Genomic DNA, 15,665 nt, shown 5'->3' with positions numbered 1-15,665 from the left:
TTTCTCCGGCTTTGCCGGATGATATTCGGTTTCAAAGAGGTGCCCTTGACGTGGGCCTTCGATCCTGGCGGGCGTCAGATGCCGGCCAGTGCCAGCGGCTGGAGGCCGGCAGATGCCGTTTGTTCCTGCGGAATGGCCGCCGGAATGTTGATGCTTGTCGAGGTCATCGATTCCTCGATGCCCGTGTCGGCGCCGTAGATCTCGGCGACGGCGGCCGCCGTCAGATCCTTCGGCTGGCCGTCGAAGACGACGCGGCCGTGCGCCATACCGATGATCCGCTCGCAGTAGTTGCGCGCCGTGTCGAGCGTGTGGAGATTGGTGATTACGGTGATGCCGTCGCGCTCGTTGATGTCGCGCAGCGCGTCCATGACGATCTTGGCGTTGAGCGGGTCGAGCGAGGCGATCGGCTCGTCAGCGAGCAGAACCTTCGGCTGCTGCATCAATGCGCGGGCGATGGCCACGCGCTGCTGCTGGCCGCCGGAAAGCGTGCCCGCCGCCTGCAGCGCCGTCTGCTCGATGCCGAGGCGCTCCAGCGCGCCGATCGCCATGATGCGCTCTTCGCGGGTAAACATGTTGAGGATGCTCAGAACCGTCGAACGATGGTTCAGGCGACCCAGCAGCACATTGGTCAGAACGTCGAGGCGTGGCACCAGATTGAACTGCTGGAAGATCATCGCGCAGTCGCGCTGCCAGTTGCGCAGTGCGGCACCGCGCAGTGACGAGACTTCCGTGCCGGCAAACTCGATCGAGCCGGACGACAGGTCGACCAGGCGATTGATCATGCGAAGCAGCGTAGACTTGCCAGCGCCGGAGCGGCCGATCACGCCGACCATCTGGCCCTGGGGAATGTCGAAGGTAACCGAGCACACGGCTGTCTTCTTGCCGAACTGGCGGGTTACATTCTTCAACTGAAACATTTCTAGCAGGTCCTCTTTCGGGGAGACCGGTCATCGGTATGACACCTGCCATATCGGCGCTTCATGAAAGCGAAATGTCAGTTTCTTGTAGTTTATGTTACAGTTCACAGCCTCGCCGACATCCTTAACGGAATGTGACAATCGCAGCGGGATGGAGGTGCGTTGTCGCTACCTCAGGAAGCGCTCGGGGTTGAAACCGACGGGGTCAAGGCCGTTTGCGGCGAAGCTTTCGGGCGCCGGTAGGCCAATCAGCAGGTTTGCGGCAAGCGCGCCCAGTGCCGGCGACGTCAGAATGCCGTAGCCGCCCTGGCCGGCAAGCCAGAAGAAATCCGGTCGATCCTTGGCGTGACCGATCACCGGCAATTTGTCCGGTGAAAAGCTGCGCAAGCCGGCCCAGCTCTTGAAGATGCGGCGGACCGGGACGGTCGTCGCCTCTTCCACGTAGTGTGCGGCCCAGGCGACATCGATCTCCTCGGGCTGCACGTCCGTCGGTTCGCACGGCGTGGCGTCGGCGGGAGAGGCAAGCAGCCGTCCGCCTTCGGGCTTCATATAGAAGTCCTCGTCGATCTCGTTGATCTCGGGCATTGTCAGGGCATCGATTTCGGTGGGCAGGTCCACGGTGATCGCGCTGCGGCGATGCGGCACGATGCCGACCGGCGCCACGCCGAAGAGGCTTGCGACCGGATCGGCCCAGCCGCCAGCCGCATTGACGATGACCTGGGCATGGATCTCGCCGGCATTCGTCGAAAGCACCCAGCCATTTGCCTCGCGGCGCGGAGCCACGATGTCGCTGCGCTCAATCACCTCGGCGCCATGGCGACGTGCGCCGCGCAAGTAACCCTGCAGCAGGTTCTCGACCTCGATGTCCCAGAAGTTCGGGTCATAAAATGCGGCCGCCACATAGTCGCGCCGAAGAATCGGTACGCGGGTGATTGCTTCGTCGACGGTCAGCCTTCGCAGGTCGGGATTGACAGCGCTTTCCTCGGCAAACACCGCCTCAAGTCGTGCCGCTTTCTCCGCATTGGCGATCATGACGCCGCCACGCTGCTTCAACAGCGGTACGTCGGAAAAGCCTTCGGGAGGCTGATCGAAGAAAGTCTTGGAGATCGCCGCGAGCTTGCACACTTCAGGGGCGTTGTACCGCAGAACGAATTCGGCCGCGGAGCGCCCGGTGCTGTGATAACCGAGCCCGTCTTCCCGCTCGATGACGGCAACGGAGCGGTGCGGTGCCAGAAAAAAGGCCAGCGAAAGGCCGGCAATGCCGCCACCAACGATTGCCACATCAAATTCACGCATGTCCCAACCCCGCTCCTGATTTGGTGGGACCATAGGCAGCGCGTGTTACGCGTTCAAATTTATAACGGGAAATGTCGCTATCAATTCTGCTGATGATCAAGGCAGTGATCAAGCGGCGCGGTATCGGCCACATGCGTAAGGAAGGCGGCCTCGGCCGGATTGAGAATCGAGTTCGGGTTGGAGATGCGAAACACATCCGTCGTTGGCAGGTTGTGGTAGGGCGGCAGTTGCCAAAGTCGTCCGCCGGCGACGGCGGGCGCTGCCAGATGATCCGGCAGCATGCCGATGCCGACGTTGGAGGCGATCAGCCGCATCACTTCCTCGACATTGCAGGAGACGGCCCGAACCTGCTGGCCAAACGAGCCAATGGCGCGCACTGCCGTCACGGAGTTCATATGCTGTCCGCCGAGCACATCGGCGATGAACGCGATGTAGGCATTGCCGCGAAGATCGTTGAAATCAACACCCTCGACGCCGAACAGGGGATGCTCGCGGCCGCAGTAAAGCGCATAGCGCTCACGTACGTGGAAGCTCTTGTTCAGCCAGGCGGGGATGTTGCCGTCGCAAAGACCCATCGTCGCGATGTTGCGTTCGACTGCGCTCAGAACGTCCACAGTCGTGGCGACCGTCACCGAAATCGTTACCTTCGGATGCTGGATAAAGAAGCTCTCGAGCTTCCGGTCCCAGGCCGGGTTGTGGGCATGGCTGACGACATGAATGTTGAGGTGGCCGGTGATTTCCTCGCCCACCGTTTCAAGGACGTTGGGAAGCCGGATGACGGCCGCGAAGATGTCGCGGCACTGCGCGTGCAATCGGGCGCCGGCGTCGGTCAGGTCGAAGCGGCCCGGGCGGCGGTCGATGAGCTTTTGCCCAACGGTCTGTTCGAGCCGCTTGAGCGCCATGCTGACGGCCGGCTGCTGCAGCAGGAGCCTGTTGGCCGCAGCGGTGATGCTGCCTTCCTCCACCACGACGACGAATGTGCGCAGCAAGTTCCAGTCGAGATTGTGAGCAAAGCGTTCTAAGCGGTCGTTGGCCATTGGCGGGTACGAGCATGGACCTTTAGCGTGGCACTGGCGCGGCGCGGTCACGACGAGCGCCGCCAAGTGAACCCGACCCTTGTCGCTATATTTCGACGGATTTGCAACATGAACGGCACCTGGCGACCGGTGGCGCGCCCAATGTGTAGCGCGCAAGGAGTCCTGCGGCACTTCACAGCCGATTGTGTGGCGCTCAGCGAGGCCATTCCGCAGACGCATGAGGCGGTGCCTCAATTTCGTTTGAAAGCCTTGGTTCTGCTTGCCATAACCGCAAGTGGAAAAATCCGATGGGAGAGAAACATGGCCGGCAAGACGCAATTTCAATGGGACGACGCGTTCCTCCTCGAAGATCAGTTGACCGAGGACGAGCGCATGATCCGCGACACGGCGCGAGCCTATGCACAGGATCGCCTGCAGCCGCGGGTCATCGCTGCCTATCGCGAAGAATCGACTGATCCCGAAATCTTCCGGGAAATGGGCGAACTCGGTCTGCTCGGCGCGACCGTATCGGAGACCTACGGCGGTGTCGGCGCTTCCTATGTCGCCTATGGCCTTGTCGCCCGCGAAGTCGAGCGCGTCGATTCGGGCTACCGATCGATGATGAGCGTGCAATCCTCGCTGGTCATCTACCCGATCTACGCCTACGGCTCGGAGGAGCAGAAGCAGAAGTATCTACCGAAGCTGATCAGCGGCGAATGGATCGGCTGCTTCGGCCTGACGGAGCCTGACGCCGGTTCCGACCCCGGCGGCATGAAGACCCGCGCCATAAAGACGGAGAACGGCTACCGTCTCGTCGGTTCGAAGATGTGGATCTCCAATGCGCCGCTCGCCGATGTCTTTGTCGTCTGGGCAAAGTCCGAAGCCCATGGCAATGCCATTCGTGGCTTCGTGCTCGACAAGGGCATGAAGGGCCTCTCGGCGCCGAAGATTGCCGGCAAGCTGTCGCTGCGCGCCTCGATCACCGGCGAAATCGTCATGGACAATGTCGAGGTCGGCGAAGATGCGCTGCTGCCGAACGTCGAGGGGCTCAAGGGCCCGTTCGGCTGCCTCAACCGCGCCCGCTACGGCATTTCCTGGGGTGCGCTTGGCGCGGCCGAGTTCTGCTGGCACGCCGCTCGTCAATACGGTCTCGACCGCAAGCAGTTCAACCGCCCGCTCGCGCAGACGCAGCTCTTCCAGAAGAAGCTCGCAGACATGCAGACGGAGATCTCGCTCGGACTTCAGGGTTCGCTGCGCGTTGGCCGCCTGATGGATGAGGGCCGGATGGCGCCGGAAATGATTTCGATCGTCAAGCGCAACAATTGCGGCAAGGCGCTCGATATCGCCCGCATGGCCCGCGACATGCATGGTGGAAACGGCATCTCCGAGGAATATCAGGTGATGCGCCACATGGTGAACCTCGAGACAGTCAACACCTATGAGGGCACGCACGACGTTCATGCGCTGATCCTCGGCCGCGCCCAGACCGGCCTCCAGGCCTTTTTCTGAGCGGCCGATCATGGAAGCGCCACTGAAGGGTATTCGCGTTCTTGAGCTGGCCCGCATTCTCGCCGGTCCCTGGATCGGCCAGACGCTCGCCGATCTCGGCGCCGACGTCATCAAGGTGGAGAGCCCGGCGGGTGACGACACCCGCACCTGGGGGCCCCCATTTGTCGCCGGCGAGGAGGGGGAGAAGCTCGACGCGGCCTATTTCCACGCCTGCAATCGCGGCAAGCGCTCGGTCGTGCTCGATTTCACGACCGAGGAAGGGCAGGAGGCGGTGCGGCGGCTGGTGGCACAATCCGATGTCCTGCTGGAAAACTTCAAGGTCGGCGGCCTCGAGAAATATGGTCTCGACTACGCGAGCCTGAAGAAGGTCAATCCACGCCTGATCTATTGCTCGGTCACGGGCTTCGGTCAGGATGGTCCCTATGCGCATCGCGCCGGCTACGACTATATCGTCCAGGGCATGAGCGGGATCATGGATCTGACCGGCGAGCCGGATCGTGAACCGCAGAAGATCGGCGTCGCTTTTGCCGATATCTTCACCGGGCTTTATGGCGTCATCGCCGTCCAGGCGGCATTGGCGCAGCGCGAGCGAACCGGTAAGGGCCAGCAGATCGACATGGCCTTGCTTGATTGCATGACCGGCGTGCTCGCCAATCAGGCGCTCAATTTTCTCGTCTCGGGAAAGGCGCCGCGCCGCCTTGGCAACGCCCACCCGAACATCGCACCCTACCAGGTGTTCCCGACGGCGGACGGGCACCTGATTGTCGCCGTCGGCAATGACCGCCAGTTCGTCAAGTTCTGCAACCTGCTTGGCCGCGGCGATCTGGCGACGGACGAGCGCTATCTGACCAATGCCTCCCGCGTCCAGAATCGCGAGAGCCTGACACCGGCGCTTAGCGCCGAAACGGCAAGGTACGAACGGGACGCGCTTTTGACATTGCTGGAAGAGGCAGGCGTGCCGGGCGGTCCGATCAACACGGTCGCCGACGTCTTTGCCGATCCGCAGGTCGTGCATCGGCAGATGCAGATCGACACGCCGCATTCCGGTGCGGCCGGTGGAACGTCGCCGGGCGTCCGTACGCCGATCCGTTTTTCCGATGCCTCGCTGGTGCTTGACCGCGGTGTTCCGCGTCTCGGCGAGCATACGGCGGAGGTGCTGGCGGAGATCGGCATGACGGCTGCGCCCGAAAAAGCGAAAGGGTGAGAGGGATTTCTCCCTCTCACCCTTTCATCGCTGCAATTACAGGTGCTTGAACCGGTGCGTTAAACCTTGAGCGCCCGGTTGAAGACGCGTGACAGGCGCTCGGCGAATGCGCGTGGATCCTGCGGCTTGTCGCCATCGAGGACGCGCGCCTGGTCGAGCAGAAGCTGAACGGCGTCAGTCCGAAACGCGCTGTCATCGGCCGGGCAGGCGGCGATTGCGGCAATCAGCGCATGGCCGGGATTGATCTCGAGGATCGGCTTTGCCGCTCCGTCGAGGCGGCCGGCGCCCTGCAGCATCTTTTCGAGCTGGCGGTCGGGGCCATTCTCGGGCGCGACCAGGCATACGGCGCTTTCCGTCAGGCGATCGGACGTGCGAACTTCCGACACGGCGTCCCCAAGCGTTTCCTTGGCGAAGGCGACGAAATCCGCCACCGCCTGGCTTGCCTCGGGTGCGCTGTCGGCACTGCCCTCCGGCTTTGCGACACTGCCCAGATCGGCCGAGCCCTGCGTGATCGACTTCATCGGCTTGCCTTCGAAGTCCGGTGCCGACGTCACCCAGAAGCTGTCGACCGGGTCGGTCAGCAACAGCACTTCGATGCCGCGTGCACGGAAGCCTTCAAGTTGCGGCGATGCCTTGAGCTGGGCCAGGTTGTCGCCCGTCAGGTAGTAGATCGCCGACTGGCCGTCCTTCATGTCCTTGACGTAGTCGGCAAGGCTGCGGTGACCGTCTTCCGAGGTGGTCGTGCGGAAGCGGGAAAGCGAGATCAGCTGGGCACGGCGTTCGAAGTCCTCGTAAATGCCTTCCTTGAGCACGCTGCCGAAGTTTTCCCAGATCTTGTCGAAGGCCTCGCGATCGCTCTCCGCCAGCTTTTCGATCGCCGTCAGCACGCGGTTGGTCAATCCCTTGCGGATGCTCGACAGCAGCGGGCTTTCCTGGATCATCTCGCGCGAGACGTTGAGCGGAAGGTCCGAGGTGTCGACCAGACCCCGCACGAAGCGCAGGTAACGCGGCAGCAATTCCGCCTCGTCGGTGATAAAGACGCGCTTGACGTAGAGCTTCATCCGGCCCTTGCGGTCCTGATCGAAGAGGTCGAAGGGCTTGGAGCCAGGCACGAAGGCAAGTGCCGTATATTCGTGCCGGCCCTCGGCGCGGAAATGCACCGTCAATGCCGGATCGTCGTACTGGCCCGAAACGCCCCGATAGAAGTCGGCGTAGTCTTCCTTGGAAATCTCGCTCTTCTGCTTGGTCCAGAGCGCCGTGCCGTCGCCGACGGAAACCGGTTCGGCACCGGGCTTTTCGACGATCGAGATCGGAACCGGAACGTGGCCGGACTGGTCCTTGACGATGCGCTCGACCGTCCAGCGCGAGGTGTAGGTCTTGGCATCTTCCATAAGATGCAGGGTGATGCGCGTGCCGCGTGCCGGTGCGTCAGCACGATCGGCGGCTGCGACCGTGTAGCTGCCCTTGCCGTCCGACGACCAGTGCCAGGCGTGGTCCGAACCGGCGCGGCGCGAGACGACGTCGACATTGTCGGCGACCATGAAGGCGGAGTAGAAGCCGACGCCGAACTGGCCGATGAGCTGCGCGCCTTCCTTGCCCTGTGCGGCTTCGATGCGCTCCATGAAGGCGCGCGTGCCTGAACGGGCGATGGTGCCGAGCGCCTCGACGAGTTCGTCGCGGCTCATGCCGATGCCATTGTCCTCGACGATGAGGCGGTTGTTTTCCTCATCGAGCGTCAGCTTGATGCTGGGGTTCGTATCGCCTGCCAGCAGTTCCGGCGAGACGATCGCCTCGTAACGCAACTTCTCGCAGGCGTCCGCGGCGTTCGAAATCAGTTCGCGGAGGAAGACATTCTTGTCGGAATAGACCGAGTGCACCATGAGATGGAGCAGCCTGGCTACATCGGCTTCAAAGACATGTTTCTCGACGGACATTTCAGCTTCGCTCATCGCGGTGGCAACTCCTATGGTTCCTTGGTTCCTGCCCCAATTGGCAAGCCCGCCGATCAATTTCAAGTGCTGTTTATGACAGGCCGGGTACCGGCAGGCATTGCGCCCGCCGCAGTCCACAAACATTGCGATCAGCGGCGAGGCGAGAGGTTCAAGCAGTTCACGTGGAAGGCAACGCTCAGATGTTGCCCATGCAGAGATACTTCATCTCCAGATAGTCTTCGAGCCCGTGACGGGAGCCCTCGCGGCCGATGCCGGATTGCTTGATGCCGCCGAAGGGGGCGGCCTCCGAAGACATGCGGCCGGTGTTGATGCCGACCATGCCGTATTCGAGTGCCTCGGCCACATGCCAGACGCGCTTGAGGTTCTCGGCATAGAAGTAGGCGGCGAGGCCATAGATCGTATCATTTGCCTCGGCGATCACCTGTTCGGCGGTCTCGAAGCGGATGATCGGGGCAATCGGGCCGAATGTCTCTTCCTGGGCGATGCGCATGTCGGTCGAAATGCCGGTCAGCACCGTCGGTTCGAAGAAGGTTCCTGACGTGCCGAGGCGATGACCGCCGCTGCGCACCTCGGCGCCCTTGGACACGGCATCGGCGACATGGGCTTCGATCTTCTCGATCGCGTGCCGGTCGATCATCGGCCCGATCGTGACGCCGGCGGAAAAGCCGTCCCCGACCGAGAGTTCGGCCACGCGTGCGACGAATTTCTCGGCGAATGCGTCATGCACCGCCGATTGCACATAGATGCGGTTTGCCGAAACACAGGTCTGGCCGGCATTGCGGAACTTCGCCTGGACGGCGCCATCGACCGCCTCGTCGATATCGGCATCGTCGAAGACGATGAAGGGCGCGTTGCCGCCGAGTTCCAGGCTGACCTTCTTGATCTGGTCGGAGCACTGGCGCATCAGCAGGCGCCCGACTTCCGTCGAGCCGGTAAAGCTAATCTTGCGAACCTTGGGGTTACTGCAGAGTTCCCGCCCGATCGCAGCACCTTCCGAGGCGTAGAGCAGATTGACGACGCCGGCCGGGAAACCCGCCTTCTCGGCCAGGACGAACAGGGCTCCGGCAACGAGCGGCGTCTGTTCGGCAGGTTTCAGGACAATGGCGCAGCCGGCGGCGAGTGCTGGAGCGATCTTGCGGGCGACCATCGAGGCCGGGAAGTTCCACGGGGTAATCGTGCCGACGACGCCAACGGGTTGCTTGATGACCAGCATGCGGCGGTCATTGGCCGGAGCCGGAAAGGTCTCGCCGTAGATGCGCTTGGCTTCCTCGGCATACCATTCGACATAGGCGGCCGCGTGCAGCACTTCGCCTTTCGATTCTCCGACCGGCTTGCCCATTTCGGCGGTCAGGATGGCGGCGAGATCGTCGGCATGGGCGATGATCAGGTCGTGCCAACGTCGAAGCACGGCACTTCTATCCTTGGCGGGCTTTGCCGCCCAAAGGGTTTGCGCGGCGGCTGCCGCGTCGATCGCCGCACTCGCCTGTTCGATGCCCATATCCGGCAACGACGCCAGAAGCTCGCCGGTAGACGGATTGAAGACGTCGAAGGCCTCGCCCGTCCAGCTCCCGGCGAAATGCGCAATGCCGTCCAAGGCAGAAAACAGTTCGCCGTCGCGCAAGTGTTTGGTCAAAGCCGGCGTCAGGGTCATGATGGGCGTCCTCCAGCGATGCCTGTCGGACGCCGACCGACCCGCTTCCTGTTTGTTCTTGCGGGTGTCGTTCCTCCCGACACCCGGAGCCATTTCATCGGCCCGGACAACCGCGTTAGCGGTCGCCCGGCAAAGCGTCAACCGCGTGCTTCGAGGATCGATGCCTCAAGGATGTCGAGCGCCTCGGCAAAGACGTTGTCCTGGATGGTAATCGGCGCGAGGAAACGGATGACGTTGCCGTGCACGCCGCAGGTCAGCAGGATCAGACCCTTGTCGAGCGCAATCAGGCGCACCTTGTTGGCAAAGTCGGCGCTCGGCAGATTAGTCTTCACATCGTTGAATTCCACGGCGTTCATGAAGCCGGGGCCGCGGATGTCGACGATCTCGGGCGCCTGTTCGCGGATTGCGGCGAGGCGCTGCTTCAGACGACCGCCGAGCAGTTCGGCACGTTCGCAGAGGTTCTCTTCCGCGATGACGTCGAGTACGGCATGCGCGGCGGCGATGCCGAGCGGGTTGCCGCCATAGGTGCCGCCAAGGCCGCCCGGCGCCGGTGCGTCCATGATCTCGGCACGGCCGGTGACGGCAGCGAGCGGGAAGCCGCCGGCAAGGCTCTTTGCCATCGTCATCAGGTCGGGCGCGACCTCATGATGGTCCATGGCAAACATCTTGCCCGTCCGGGCAAAGCCGGTTTGAACTTCGTCGGCAATCAAGAGGATGCCGTGCTGGTCGCAGATTTCGCGCAGCGCCTTCATGAAGGTCGGCGGAGCCGGGTAGAAACCGCCTTCGCCCTGCACCGGCTCGATGATGATTGCGGCCACGCGACCCGGATCGACATCGGCGGCAAAGAGCTTCTTCAGCGCCGCCAGCGACTGGTCGACGGTGACGCCGTGCAGCTCGATCGGGAAGGGGGCGTGGAAGACGTCGCCCGGCATGGCGCCGAAGCCGACCTTGTACGGGACCACCTTGCCGGTGAGCGCCATGCCCATGAAGGTCCGGCCATGGAAGCCGCCGCCGAACGCGATCACGGCCTGGCGGCCAGTCGCCGCGCGGACGATCTTCACTGCATTTTCAACGGCTTCCGCGCCGGTCGTGACGAAGATCGTCTTCTTGGCGAAGTCGCCGGGCGCAAGCGCATTGAGGCGTTCGGCGAGATGCACATAGGTCTCGTAGGGCACGACCTGATGGCAGGTGTGGGTGAAGCGATCGAGCTGCGCCTTGACGGCGGCGATCACCTTCGGGTGGCGGTGGCCGGTGTTGACGACTGCAATGCCCGAGGCAAAGTCGATGTAGCGGTTGCCTTCCTTGTCCCAGATTTCGGCGTTCTCCGCACGGTCGGCGTAGATCTGCGTGGTCATGCCGACGCCGCGGGAAATGGCAGCGTTCTTACGATCGGTGAGGCTAGTCATGGCGCGTGTCCTGTTGCTGGCGGAGGCAATATATTGCATTTTTTCTGCAAGATTGTCTGGGAAGTGGTACATCTTTCAAAATGGAATGCAAATCAAATTTGGTGATCGAGAGAACACCGGCGCTGATGACGCATTCTTGTAAAAGGTCATGCCCGGCAGGTAAGTTCGCCAACGCGCAGGCGCGGCGCAGATTCGCGCCGGCACCCGCGATCGAAACAGGGAAACAGAAAATGGGCGGCGTGCGCTACAAGGTTGCCGAGGCTGCACGGCTGGCGGGTGTATCCGCCTCGACGCTCCGATTGTGGGAAACCCAAGGACTGGTCGTGCCCGAGCGCTCACCGACGGGCCACCGGCAATACACCGAAGGCGATCTCGCCCGGCTGAAACGCATTTCCTGGTTCCGGGTCGAGCGCGGTCTCAATCCCGCGGCCATCAGGGAAGCGCTCGAAGCGGAAGCGGCCGGGGACGACGACGCGCCCGCACCGGGCGAAAGCGGTCTCGACAATCAGGTCGGTCGCAAGCTGCGCAGTCTGCGGCATGCCGCCGGCCAGACTCTCGAACAGGTCGCAGGCGACGTCGGCATTGCCGCTTCTGTCCTCTCGACGCTCGAGAGAACCTCGCAGGGCGTGTCTGTCGCTGTTCTGCACAACATCGCCGAATATTTCGGGTCGACGGTATCGAGCCTGTCGGGCGAAGAGGAGACCGATGGTCGAGCCGTTGTCCGTGCGGGAGAATGGCGCACCTGGCCGAAGACGACGCCCGGTGTCACCGTGCAGCTTTTGGCCGACGGTCGCAACCAGATGGATTGCCATCGCTTCGTGCTGGAGCCGGGTGCTTCGAGCGAAGGCGCCTATCGGCATGAAGGCGAGGAATTCGTCTATGTGCTTTCGGGGCGTGTCGAGTTCATTCTCGACAGCGATCAGTTTTACGACCTGAGCGCCGGCGATTCGCTCTACTTCGAAAGCAAACGCCGCCATGCGTGGACCAACCGGCATGACGGCGAAACGGTTCTTCTCTGGATCAACACGCCGCCCACGTTCTAACCCTCGGGCTGACTGGAGGACGCTCGTTTCTGAAACGAAACAAGCGCTTGCGGTGCGGTTCTGCAGCGGCGACCGAATTTGCAGGCGTGGCGTCAGCCGCCAGCCGCCGGTAAATGCGCGCGCTTGCCAATCAAGCGGTCAAAGTTTGGCCCTATTCGGCCCTAAGGTTTTGGGGGCCGCCCTCAACGCGTCTTGCGACCGACCGGACCCTTCGCGCTTCTTCGAAGCAAATGGCAACCTCGCGGCAAAAATCGTAGCTGACCACGGAGTTGGCTCCACAGGAAGTAGACCGCAGCGGTCGGAACTCCGAGGGGACGTTGAATGCTGACTATGCGCGACCGGCAACTGGACGGATTGAGAGCCGTTGCCGTTTTGATGGTGCTGTACGCGCATTTCTTTGCCGCCGATGATTCCCATTGGGGGCATCTCGGCGTGCGGATGTTCTTCGTGCTCAGCGGCTTTCTGATAACGCGGCTGCTCCTCGACGCGCGTTCCGCGGCTCAGTTCGAAGCAGCGACGACCCTCAGGTCGTTCTATATCCGCCGTGCCCTGCGCATCTTCCCACCCTATTTCGGCATGCTTGGCTTCGTGTGGCTGGTCAACCTGGAAGGCGCCAGGGAAGGCTGGGCATGGCACGCGCTTTATCTCTCGAACTTCTGGTACGCGCTCGAGGATGCGTGGACGCCGTGGGTGCTCTGCCACACCTGGAGCCTGAGCATTGAAGAACAATTCTACATCGTCTGGCCGCTCCTCATTCTGCTGACGCCGCGCCACTGGATCGGGCGGCTCTGCATCGGCGTCATCGCCTGTTCGCTGGCATACCGATTTTATTGGCCGCTCACGGGGGAGCCCTCGCTTGCACGAGACCTGCTGCCTCCGGCATCGATGGATGCGCTGGCGGCTGGTGCCCTCTTGGCTGTTCACCGATCGACGGCCACGGCCTGGCCGCGATGGATGACAGTCAGTTGGCTGCCGTTTTCCATATTATCCCTCGTGCTGCTTTGGGGTCGATCGATGCCGGTGGGGCCGGCACTTGATTGGATCGTTTGGATCGGTCTCGAAGTTTTGCCTCTCGTCCCGCTTGTAATGTTGGTCGGCACCGCTTCCGCCGGGTTTCGTCGCGATTTCGGCAGGTTGCTGGAACTCCCGCCGCTAACTGCGCTTGGGCGTGTCAGCTATGGCGTCTACCTGTTTCATCCGGTCGTGCTGGCGCTGGTCGTCAAGGCGCAGGGGTGGATACCGGTCAACGTTTCGGAACAGGGCGTTGGGCGCTTGGTCGTCGCAGGTGCCGCCACTCTGGTCGTGGCGGCGTTCTCCTGGCTGGCGTTAGAGAGGCCGCTCAACGGCTTGAAGCGGCACTTTCCCTATCTTCGTGCCAACGGTCGGCCAAGTGCACCATCCGCGAGTGCTGGAAGCACTGTAGACTGGTTTCAGGGGCGAGGGGACGAGCGGCCGCATCCGGCTTATCGTGCGGACGCCGCTGGCCGGGGAAACGCGCTTCAAGCCTCAGATCTGCAATAGTGTTCGAGATTGTTCATGACCGTTCCGTTGGTTTCCGTCCTGCTGCCCGTCTACAACGCCGAGTCCTATCTCGCCGCGGCGCTTGAGAGCATTCTGAGGCAGGACTACCAGCGGCTGGAGATCATCGCCATCGACGATGGTTCGCGTGATCGCTCACTGGAAATCATGCGGCGTTATCAAAAGGCCGATGACCGCGTCACTATCATCTCCCGCGAGAACCGCGGTTTGATCGCGAGCTTGAACGAAGGTCTCGCTCTGGCAAAGGGCGATCTCATCGCCCGGATGGATGCCGACGACATTTCCTATCCGTCACGGCTGTCGCGGCAGGTGTCGCTGTTCATGCAACAGCCGCAGCTCGCGCTGTGCGGCACCGGCATCGATACGCTCATCGGCGATCGTATCGTCCGCGGCACGCCCAATCCGATCTATCGGCCGGAGAACCTGAAGGCGCTGTCGATGTTCTTCACGATCTTCATGCACTCGACCGTCGTCTACAACAGGCATGTCATTCCGGAGGATATGCTCACATATGACGCGCTTTATGTGCATGCGGAGGATTTCGATCTCTTCCGGCGTGTCACCGACCGTTTTCCGGCGATGATGATCGACGAGGCCATGGTCGCCTATCGTATCCATGGCAACAGCGTGACGAACAAGCACAAGCGCCAAATGCGCCGTACCCACTTGAAGATTGTTGCTGAAAACCTCGAGCGCGAACGTCTTTGCGACAATCCCCAGGCGCTCAATGACATCGGCCTTGCCGTCACGGCCGAGACGATCGGAAATGCTGCGAACAGCATTCTGGCGCTCGAAGACAGGATTTCCGGGTACCCGAAGCAAGGCCGCGCCGGCTATGAGGAAGGCGCCTTGAACCTCTTCTATTTCCTCTACCAGCTTGTCAGCGACGAGCGGCGGCCGCAGCTCACCCATGAGTTCCTAACGCGGACGGGCAAATGGGGGCTTATCCGGCGCCGGGAGCGATACGGCCTCATCGCAGGCGTTCATGCGCCCTGGTGCAGCAGCATGTCGCTGGCTGCGATGAGGCGCATGGATGCCCTGTCGCGATACCTGCAGTCGGTGCCGGCAGCGAACGTCCTTCCTCGTCATGGCCCGGTCTAATATGACAGTCGAACGCCCGGCATGGGCGGCAAAGGGATGCGCGAACGCGACGGAGACGCCGTGGGTGCCGACGTCGGCCGCGCGCGAAGAGACCTTCGCAAGCTTCATCGTCTGCACGCGCAACCGCGTTGAGGCGCTCGATGCCTGTATCCGATCGATCGAGGCGGCGTGCCGCTCCCATGCCACAGTGCGATGCGAGCTTGTTGTGGTGGATAACGGCTCAACGGACGGCACACCCGATCGCATCAGCCGGATTGCGGCCGCGTCACCCATGGCGATCACGCATGCCGTCGAGACCCGACCGGGCCTGGCTGTCGCAAGAAATACCGCAATGGCACATGCACGCGGCAGGATCCTGATCTTCATTGATGATGACTGCGAAGTCGACGTCGGCTATCTGCGCGATCTGGAACACCACTGTGCAGGCGGCGGGGGCGGGGTCATCCGCGGCGGCCGTGTCGAGCTCGGCAACCCCGCCGACTTGCCATTCACCATCAAACGGTCGAACGTGCGCGAACGGCTGACGCATGAGGTTCATCCAGGCGGCTTCGTGCTGGGCTGCAACATGACAATGCATCGTGAGGTCGCATTGCGCGTCGGCCCCTTCGACGAACGGTTTGGCGCCGGCGCGCCGTTGCTGTCGGCAGAGGACACCGATTATCTCGTGCGCGCCGATCGACTTGGTATCCCCGTCGAATATGTCCCCGACATGGTCGTCTTCCATCATCACGGCCGTCGCGCACGGGCGGCAATCGAGACGCTTCATTGCAACTACAGCTTCGGCAATGGCGCGCTTTGCCTGAAGCACCTGCGCACCGCGCCGTGGCTGCTGCGGCATTTCTGTTGGACCGTCAGGTCGGCGTTCGGGGAAATCTTCGGTGGCGCCCGGTTCGACCCCGTCTTGCACCTATCGCACTGGCCGATCGTTTTCATGAACCTGCTCGGTGCCCTCAAGTTCGTGGGCCTGTTCGTCGCGGAGCGATCGCCAGGTCCGGCCGAGCAACGGGCCGAAGAGCAACTCCACCGCTGAG

At 62.4% G+C, this 15,665-nt stretch carries 12 protein-coding genes; 6 read left to right on the top strand and 6 right to left on the bottom strand.

From position 1 onward, the window contains the following. Window positions 1-74 precede the first annotated feature (74 nt). The 3 genes from phnC to ASD02_RS10535 all read right to left on the bottom strand — a co-directional run bounded on the left by phnC (window position 75) and on the right by ASD02_RS10535 (window position 3,250). The gene (gene phnC / locus ASD02_RS10545) at window positions 75-917 is read right to left on the bottom strand and encodes a phosphonate ABC transporter ATP-binding protein (RefSeq protein ID WP_057218067.1); all 843 of its coding nucleotides are present in this window, start codon (window positions 915-917) and stop codon (window positions 75-77) included. Window positions 918-1,085: 168 nt separating this feature from the next. Further along, window positions 1,086-2,213, bottom strand: a complete 1,128-nt coding sequence (locus tag ASD02_RS10540) for an FAD-binding oxidoreductase (protein WP_057218065.1) — start codon at window positions 2,211-2,213, stop codon at window positions 1,086-1,088. 80 nt (window positions 2,214-2,293) lie between these two features. Next, the gene (locus ASD02_RS10535; protein ID WP_057218063.1) at window positions 2,294-3,250 is read right to left on the bottom strand and encodes a LysR family transcriptional regulator; all 957 of its coding nucleotides are present in this window, start codon (window positions 3,248-3,250) and stop codon (window positions 2,294-2,296) included. 300 nt (window positions 3,251-3,550) lie between these two features. On the opposite strand from ASD02_RS10535, the gene ASD02_RS10530 reads away from it, so the two are divergent. Together ASD02_RS10530 and ASD02_RS10525 are read left to right on the top strand one after the other, a co-directional pair. Then, entirely contained in the window at window positions 3,551-4,738 is a 1,188-nt protein-coding gene (locus tag ASD02_RS10530; protein WP_057218061.1) for an acyl-CoA dehydrogenase, read from the top strand. 10 nt (window positions 4,739-4,748) lie between these two features. Then, the gene (locus tag ASD02_RS10525) at window positions 4,749-5,942 is read left to right on the top strand and encodes a CaiB/BaiF CoA-transferase family protein (RefSeq protein ID WP_057218059.1); all 1,194 of its coding nucleotides are present in this window, start codon (window positions 4,749-4,751) and stop codon (window positions 5,940-5,942) included. Between the two features lie 59 nt (window positions 5,943-6,001). On the opposite strand, the gene htpG is transcribed toward ASD02_RS10525, so the two are convergent. From htpG to ASD02_RS10510, 3 genes are all read right to left on the bottom strand, one after another. After that, a complete protein-coding gene (htpG, locus tag ASD02_RS10520) occupies window positions 6,002-7,891 on the bottom strand; it encodes a molecular chaperone HtpG (RefSeq protein ID WP_057218057.1) in 1,890 nt (629 codons plus the stop codon). Window positions 7,892-8,069: 178 nt separating this feature from the next. After that, window positions 8,070-9,545: an NAD-dependent succinate-semialdehyde dehydrogenase gene (locus ASD02_RS10515; RefSeq protein WP_057220670.1), complete on the bottom strand. Its 1,476-nt coding sequence runs from the start codon at window positions 9,543-9,545 to the stop codon at window positions 8,070-8,072. A gap of 137 nt (window positions 9,546-9,682) precedes the next feature. Next, window positions 9,683-10,951 carry a 4-aminobutyrate--2-oxoglutarate transaminase gene (locus ASD02_RS10510; protein ID WP_057220669.1) on the bottom strand — a complete coding sequence of 423 codons (1,269 nt, stop codon included), beginning with the start codon at window positions 10,949-10,951 and terminating at the stop codon, window positions 9,683-9,685. A 230-nt stretch (window positions 10,952-11,181) separates the two neighbouring features. Between ASD02_RS10510 and ASD02_RS10505 the strand changes: the two genes are divergently transcribed. From ASD02_RS10505 to ASD02_RS10490, 4 genes are all read left to right on the top strand, one after another. Then, the gene (locus tag ASD02_RS10505) at window positions 11,182-11,994 is read left to right on the top strand and encodes a cupin domain-containing protein (RefSeq protein ID WP_057218053.1); all 813 of its coding nucleotides are present in this window, start codon (window positions 11,182-11,184) and stop codon (window positions 11,992-11,994) included. A gap of 321 nt (window positions 11,995-12,315) precedes the next feature. Continuing rightward, window positions 12,316-13,515: an acyltransferase gene (locus ASD02_RS10500; RefSeq protein WP_057220668.1), complete on the top strand. Its 1,200-nt coding sequence runs from the start codon at window positions 12,316-12,318 to the stop codon at window positions 13,513-13,515. Between the two features lie 15 nt (window positions 13,516-13,530). Continuing rightward, window positions 13,531-14,634, top strand: a complete 1,104-nt coding sequence (locus ASD02_RS10495; protein ID WP_057220667.1) for a glycosyltransferase family A protein — start codon at window positions 13,531-13,533, stop codon at window positions 14,632-14,634. A 1-nt stretch (window position 14,635) separates the two neighbouring features. Next, window positions 14,636-15,664, top strand: coding sequence for a glycosyltransferase family A protein (locus ASD02_RS10490; RefSeq protein ID WP_082555518.1), 1,029 nt, complete (start codon window positions 14,636-14,638; stop codon window positions 15,662-15,664). Window position 15,665 lies beyond the last annotated feature (1 nt).

Origin of the sequence: Ensifer sp. Root1252, from assembly GCF_001425885.1 — a bacterium.
GTDB classification, from domain to species: Bacteria; Pseudomonadota; Alphaproteobacteria; order Rhizobiales; family Rhizobiaceae; genus Ensifer; species Ensifer canadensis.
The sequence above is the reverse complement of the archived record's forward strand: the minus strand, read 5'-3'. Positions and strand labels throughout refer to the sequence as shown.